Raw genomic sequence first — 7633 nt, forward strand, 5'->3', positions numbered from 1 at the left:
TTCCTCAGGTTTTCCTGCATTGCCTCTTATAATCACCGCCACAGCGGTGGATTTATGCGCGTCTCTTGGTGGCCGAATCCATCCAGACCGCCAGCAGCAGGATCGCGCCTTTGACGATGTACTGCCAGAACGTTGGCACGTCCAGCATACTCATGCCGTTATCCAGCGATGCCATGATGAAAGCGCCCATTACGGCACCCGCAACACTCCCCACCCCACCCGCCAGGCTGGTTCCACCAATAACGCAGGCGGCAATGGCATCCAGTTCGGCAATATTACCCGCCGATGGCGAACCCGCGCCCAAACGTGAACTGAGGATCAGACCGGCGATAGCGACCATCAGTCCGTTTATAGCAAATACCGCCAGCTTGCTGCGCTCAACGTTCACGCCTGATAACCGCGCCGCTTCGATGTTGCCACCAATGGCATAAATACGACGACCAAATGAGGTGCGGGACGCCATAAACATGCCACCCAGCATCAGCGCGACCAGAATCAGCACCGGTGTTGGCACGCCGCGATAGTCGTTGAGCAGATATATCGCACCCAGCGCAATGATGGCCGTCAGTACCTGACGGGTGACATCGTTTTTAGCCGCGCTCACCGGCAACCCTAGAGCTGCACGTTGTTTACGCCGGTGCCATTGCCAGCCGATAAACAGCGCCAGTGCCACTGCACCGATACCAAAACCTAAGGTATCTGGCAGGTAGCTTTGACCAATCAGCGACATCGCAGGCGTTGTCGGCGACACCGTGGTGCCGCTGGTGATACCAATCAGAATGCCACGAAACGCCAGCATCCCTGCCAGCGTGACGATAAATGACGGCACCTTACGGTACGCCACCCACCAGCCGTTCCATGCGCCAAGCAACAATCCAAGCGTCAGCGTCACCACGATGGTCAGTGGCAACGGCCAGCCGAGCCAGACGTCAAAAATCGCCGCCACGCCGCCGAGTAAACCCATCATCGAGCCGACGGACAGGTCGATTTCCGCAGAAATAATCACGAACACCATGCCGACGGCCAGAATGCCGGTAATGGCGGTCTGCCGCAGCAAATTAGAAACGTTACGCGCGCTGATATACGCGCCGTCGGTGGTCACGCTGAAAAACACGATAATCACCGCAATCGCCGCCAGCATGACAAAAACTTGCAGGTTAATATTTTTCAGTTTTTTTACCGACAATGTAGCCTCTGAGCCGCTCTCGTTGACGGCGGCGGAAGGGGCCCCTGGCTGGGGAAATTTAGACATAAGCTTCACTCCTCAATGCGGCTTCCATGACCTGCTCCTGACTTAAATTGTTATTTTCCAGGCAGGCTTTCACCTGCCCGAGATGCATCACCACGACGCGGTCACTCAGTCCAAGCACTTCGGGTAACTCTGATGAGATAACGATGATTGCCATTCCCTGTGCCGCAAGCTGGCCGATCAGTTTGTAGATTTCATGTTTTGCTCCCACATCGATTCCGCGTGTAGGTTCATCAAGAATTAAGATTTTGGGTTTCAGCAGCAGGCAACGCGCCAGAATGGCTTTTTGTTGATTGCCGCCGCTGAGCCTTCCGATTGCCAGCTCGGGAGAAGATGTTTTGATTTTTAGTTGTTTCACCGATTCGCTGATGGTGTGCTGTTCCTGCGCTTCACGCAGAACGCCGCCACCGCTGAACTGGCTCAGCGCTGCCAGCGTGATATTGCTGCCCACCGCCATCACCGGCACGATGCCGTCGCGTTTGCGGTCTTCGGGCACCATCGCCAGGCCACGGCGCATGGCATCACGGCAATCGGTAATCTGCACTTTATGACCTTCGAGCCAGACATCTCCTGACCAGCGCCCCGGATAAACACCGAAAAGGCACTCCATCATTTCTGTTCTGCCTGCACCGACCAGGCCTGCGACGCCCAGCACTTCGCCCTGACGCAGCGTAAAACCGGCGTTATCCACCCGCTTTATGTGGCGATTCACCGGATGCCACGCAGTGAGGTTTTCAATGCGCAAAATTTCATTACCCATCTGCCGCTCACGCGGGGGGAATAACTCAGTGAGTTCGCGGCCCACCATCATAGCGATGATGTCCTTTTCCGACGTGCCGGCCGCATTGCAGGTGGCGATATGACGTCCATCACGAATGACGCAAAGTTTGTCGGAGATAGCTTTCACTTCGTTCAGTTTGTGGGAAATGTAAATGCAGGCGATATCGTGATGGCGCAAATCGCGGATAATATCGAGCAAAATCGCGGTTTCACTTTCAGTGAGAGACGCCGTGGGTTCGTCAAGCACCAGCAAACGCACCTGCTTGTTGAGGGCTTTAGCAATTTCAACCAGCTGCCGCTGCCCTAATCCCAGTTCGCCCACCAGCGTATGCGGATCGATATCGAGTTTGACCTGCGCCAGCATACGCTGACAGCGCAGATACATTTTATCGGTATCGAGCATGCCAAAGCTGCCCCACTCATTGCCCAAAAACATGTTTTCCAGCACGCTCAGTTGTTTTACCAGCGCTAGCTCCTGATGAATTATCGCAATCCCTTTTTGTTCGGTATCACGAATACCTTTTGCAGTAAGTCGTTCACCTGAAAAATAAATTTCTCCCTCAAAAGTTCCGTGCGGATAAATTGCGCACAATACTTTCATTAATGTCGATTTTCCGGACCCGTTCTCGCCGCACAGGGATAACACTTCGCCTGCGGCCAGCGTCAGACTAATATTATCAACCGCTTTTACCGCACCAAATTTCTTGGTGATATTTCGCATATCCAGCAGGGGTAATTTTTCATATTGATCTGGCATGTTTACCTCCAGCAAAAACAACACGTCAAAAGGAAGTGTTGTTTTCGTAGAAAAATATTGAAAAATTAAAGATCAGATTTCTTATGGAAACCGTCAGCCACCACGGTGCTATCAATATTATTTTTATCCACCTGAATCGGTGTTAATAAATACGAAGGCACTTCTTTTTTACCGTTATTTAATGTCGCATTAGATTTTGGCGTTTCACCTTTACCTAACTGCACGGCAATTTCGGCAGCATCATTGGCCAGTTTGGTGATGGGTTTGTAAACCGTCATGGTCTGCGTACCCGCTTCGATACGTTTGATCGCCGCAAGATCAGCATCCTGACCGGAGATCGCGACTTTACCTGCCAGACCCTGTGCAGATAACGCCTGCACCGCACCACCGGCGGTCGCATCGTTGGAGGCGATGACGGCATCGATTTTGTTGTTGTTGGCAGTCAGCGCGTTTTCCATAATCTTCAGGGCATTTTCAGGCAACCAGCCATCAGCCCATTGATCACCCACCACTTTTATCTTGCCCTCTTTGATTAACGGATTGAGCACTTTCATCTGACCGGCGCGGAAAAGCTTGGCGTTGTTATCCACCGGCGAGCCGCCCATCAGGAAATAATTGCCTTGGGGTACGCGTTCAACCAGACTTTGCGCCTGAAGTTCACCCACCTTTTCATTATCAAAAGAGATATAAAAATCAATGTCGGCGTTGTTAATCATGCGGTCATACGCCAGCACTTTTATGCCTTCCTGTTTGGCTTCGGCAATAACATTACTCAGCACTTGTCCGTTATAAGGAATGATCACCAGCACATCGACGCCACGGTTGATCATATTTTCAATCTGCGCCATTTGGGTTTCTTCATTACCATTCGCAGACTGAACAAAAACATCGGCACCGAGCGTTTTGGCTTTAGCCACAAAAATATCACGGTCTTTTTGCCAGCGTTCTAAACGTAAGTCATCAATAGCCATACCAATTTTAATTTCTTTCGCCAACCCTGACTGGCTGAAAAGCACTAATGTGGCACAGGCAGAAAGAATTATTTTATTCATTTTCATCATGTCAGACCTTTTATAAGAATAAGTAGAGGCAGATACAGAAGAGTTCGTACAGCAATGACACAAGGATTGTTGTCGCTGGGTAATTAATCGGCAATTGCAGATTTTAATCACTGCATTACGATTTTTTGTTTATTTCAGGAATTATGATGGGGATCATGGTTTGCCTGTAATACGCGCACGATAAGACTTTTTATTATCGAGACATCGTGGAAGCTTAATAAAAATCATGAAGAAAACTGCTTATTTATGCGATCTACCGCACACTTAATAATTCTATTAAATTGAGTGTGAAATAACGTAATTGTGGGATTTAACATCTCCTCCGAAGATAGAGCTTCAGCTACCCAGTCCCGCTGGGCCCGTTTTCAAGGAGTTTTCAATGCACGCATATTTCGACAAGCTTGACGCCGTTCGCTACGAAGGTGCTAACAGCACTAATCCGCTGGCATTCCGTCATTACAATCCTGAAGAAGTCATCCTCGGCAAAACGATGGCTGAGCATCTGCGTTTCGCAGCCTGCTACTGGCACACATTCTGCTGGAACGGCAATGATATGTTCGGCGTGGGCGCATTTGATCGTCCGTGGCAACAACCCGGCGATGCGCTGGAGCTGGCGAAACGTAAAGCAGATGTGGCGTTCGAATTCTTCCAGAAACTCAATGTGCCTTACTACTGCTTCCACGATGTTGATGTCTCGCCGGAAGGCGCGACGATTAAAGAATACATCAATAATTTTGCCGTGATGACCGATGTTCTGGCGCGAAAACAGGAAGCCAGCGGCGTTAAACTGCTGTGGGGCACCGCGAACTGCTTTACCAATCCACGTTACGGCGCGGGTGCGGCAACCAATCCAAATCCTGAAATTTATACCTGGGCAGCGACGCAGGTTGTTCATGCGATGAACGCCACTAAACAGCTCGGCGGTGAAAACTATGTGTTGTGGGGTGGCCGCGAAGGTTATGAAACACTGCTCAATACCGATCTGCGTCAGGAACGTGAACAACTGGGTCGCTTCATGCAAATGGTGGTTGAGCACAAACACAAAATTGGTTTCCAGGGCACCCTGCTGATTGAGCCAAAACCGCAGGAGCCGACCAAGCATCAGTATGATTATGACGTGGCGTCCGTTTACGGGTTCCTTAAACAGTTTGGTCTGGAAAAAGAGATCAAAGTAAATATCGAGGCGAACCACGCGACGCTGGCAGGTCACTCATTCCATCATGAAATTGCCAACGCCATTGCCCTTGGGATCTTTGGTTCCGTCGATGCTAACCGCGGTGACCCGCAATGCGGCTGGGACACTGACCAGTTCCCGAACAGCGTGGAAGAAAACGCGCTGGTGATGTATGAAATCATCAAAGCCGGCGGTTTCACCACCGGTGGTCTGAACTTCGACTCTAAGGTGCGTCGTCAGAGCACCGACAAATATGATCTGTTCTACGGCCATATTGGTGGCATGGATACCATGGCGCTGGCGTTGAAAGTGGCGGCCCGTATGATTGAAAGCCGTGAACTGGATAAACACGTAGCACAGCGTTACGCAGGCTGGAATACAGAACTGGGTCAGCAGATCCTGCAAGGCAAAATGTCTCTGGAATCCCTGAGCAACTACGCGCAACAAAACGCGCTGGCACCTCAGCATCAGAGCGGCCAGCAGGAACGTCTGGAGAATCTGGTTAACCGTTATCTGTTTGGTTAATGTTGTAAAATAAGCTGACGCCCTGCCCGCTTTGTGCGGAATCGCAGGGCGTAAATCGTTCTGGAAACGGGTTAACAGAAAAGGGAAAAATATGTATCTCGGAATAGATCTCGGCACGTCTGGCGTCAAAGCCATTTTGCTTAGCGAAGAAGGTCGGGTGGTCGCCAGCCACAGTGAGGCGTTAACCCTTTCCCGTCCCCATCCTTTGTGGTCTGAGCAAAATCCGGCCGACTGGTGGACTGCAACAGACCGCGCAGTTTCTGCATTATCTAAGCAACATGCCCTGCAAAGTGTTAAAGCGGTCGGCCTGACGGGGCAGATGCATGGCGCCACGGTTCTTGATGCAAAGCATCAGGTTCTGCGTCCGGCAATTTTATGGAACGATGGCCGCAGTTTCAGCCAGTGCGGGAAACTGGAAGCGGAACTCCCGGACTCCCGCCAGATAACCGGCAACCTGATGATGCCCGGCTTTACGGCACCAAAACTGCTCTGGTTGCGCGAAAACGAACCCGAGTTGTTCGCGAAAATAGACAAAGTATTGCTGCCCAAAGATTATCTTCGCTGGCTGATGACCGGCGTTTTTGCTTCAGATATGTCTGACGCCGCAGGCACGATGTGGCTCGACGTAGCGAAACGCGACTGGAGTGACAAAATGCTCAGCGCAACCGGCCTGACGCGTAAACACATGCCGGAGCTTTTCGAAGGCAATCAGATTACCGGTCAGTTACTGCCGGAACTCGCTTCCCGCTGGGGAATGGATTGTGTGCCAGTCATCGCCGGTGGCGGCGATAATGCCGCTGGCGCGGTAGGTGTCGGGTTATACAAAACGGGTCAGGCGATGCTTTCTCTTGGCACGTCCGGCGTGTATTTCGCGGTCAGCGACGGATTTCTGAGTAATCCGCAACAGGCGGTACACAGTTTCTGCCACGCGCTGCCGGACACCTGGCATCTGATGTCGGTTATGCTCAGTGCCGCATCCTGTCTGGACTGGGCCGCGAATCTGACCGGCACCGCTTCAGTGGGTGAACTGATCACTCTGGCTCAGAAAACTCAACCGGCGGACTCTCCGGTCTGGTTCCTGCCGTATCTGTCCGGTGAACGCACGCCGCACAATAATCCGAATGCCAGGGGAACGTTGTTTGGCCTGACCCATCAGCACGGCCCTGCCGATATTGCCCGCGCGGTGCTCGAAGGTGTGGGATTCGCCCTGGCAGACGGAATGGACGTGTTGCACGCAACCGGTCTGAAACCGCACAGCATCACGCTGATTGGCGGCGGTGCCCGAAGCCCTTACTGGCGGCAAATGCTGGCGGATATCAGCGGTAAGACGCTGGAATACCGCACCGGCGGCGATGTCGGTCCGGCATTGGGCGCAGCGCGTCTGGCGCAAATTGCGATGAATGCGGGTAAACCGCTGGAACAGTTCCTGCCGGAGCTGGCACTTGAGCAAGTGCATGAACCAGACAGTGTTAAGAACACGGCATATGCGGAGCGGAGGAAAGTCTTCAGGGAGTTATATGTGAGGCTTGAAGGGTTGATGTAATTGGCCATTACAAGGCAGCTTCAGGTCAAGACCTTGGGTTGCCACCCAAACCGGCCCTAAGAGGCGCCTATCGCCGCGCCTCTTAGGAATCTCCGGCTCTTTCACTGCGCGCTCCGCTCGCTGGCTATGTTTCAGGTATCGCAGCGACAGGCTGGAAATCTTGCCGCTGCGCGGTCCCTTCATTTCGGGATTGCAGCCTTGGGTCTGCAACCTCTCATTCAGCAAGCTTTCTGAAACGCCCGCATGATCTTAAATTCAAAGACAGATTGTTTTCATCTTTTAGAAAAGTTGACTGGCGTGATTAAAATTCAGCTGAACGGAGCGGCTTCAAGACCTATGGCTTGAAGACCGAGAGAAGGCAGTGCGAAGCACCTGGATTTGCGCCACTCACCAATGCGCCAGAACATGTCCGTCATACCCGCGACAGCGCGCAGTGAAAAAAGCGCGGAGTCCAGAGGCCCGCGCGTTACCGGGTCTCTGGTCGGTGTGGGCCGACGCCCACGACCTTGATTTGACCTTAAGGCCGGTTTGGGTGGCAACCCAA

5 protein-coding genes are annotated in these 7633 nt (G+C 52.2%); 2 read left to right on the forward strand and 3 right to left on the reverse strand.

Going from position 1 to position 7633, the window contains the following annotated elements; translation table 11 throughout:
- Positions 1–52 precede the first annotated feature (52 nt).
- The 3 genes from xylH to xylF form a co-directional block, all read right to left on the reverse strand.
- The gene (gene xylH / locus UC15_RS16235) at positions 53–1252 is read right to left on the reverse strand and encodes a xylose ABC transporter permease XylH (protein ID WP_112289399.1); all 1200 of its coding nucleotides are present in this window, start codon (positions 1250–1252) and stop codon (positions 53–55) included.
- On the reverse strand, positions 1245–2786 hold the full coding sequence (locus tag UC15_RS16240; protein ID WP_112289400.1) for a xylose ABC transporter ATP-binding protein: 1542 nt from the start codon (positions 2784–2786) through the stop codon (positions 1245–1247). The genes xylH and UC15_RS16240 overlap by 8 nt, the downstream gene beginning before the upstream one ends.
- 65 nt (positions 2787–2851) lie before the next feature.
- Entirely contained in the window at positions 2852–3844 is a 993-nt protein-coding gene (gene xylF / locus UC15_RS16245) for a D-xylose ABC transporter substrate-binding protein (RefSeq protein ID WP_112289401.1), read from the reverse strand.
- Positions 3845–4226: 382 nt separating this feature from the next.
- On the opposite strand from xylF, the gene xylA reads away from it, so the two are divergent.
- On the forward strand, positions 4227–5546 hold the full coding sequence (gene xylA / locus UC15_RS16250; protein ID WP_112289402.1) for a xylose isomerase: 1320 nt from the start codon (positions 4227–4229) through the stop codon (positions 5544–5546).
- Between the two features lie 91 nt (positions 5547–5637).
- Positions 5638–7089 (forward strand): xylulokinase, encoded by a 1452-nt coding sequence (gene xylB / locus UC15_RS16255; protein ID WP_112289403.1) that lies wholly within the window; start codon positions 5638–5640, stop codon positions 7087–7089.
- The last annotated feature ends 544 nt before the right edge of the window (positions 7090–7633 follow it).

The organism is Rahnella sp. AN3-3W3 (genome assembly GCF_003263545.1).
GTDB lineage: Bacteria > Pseudomonadota > Gammaproteobacteria > Enterobacterales > Enterobacteriaceae > Rahnella > Rahnella variigena.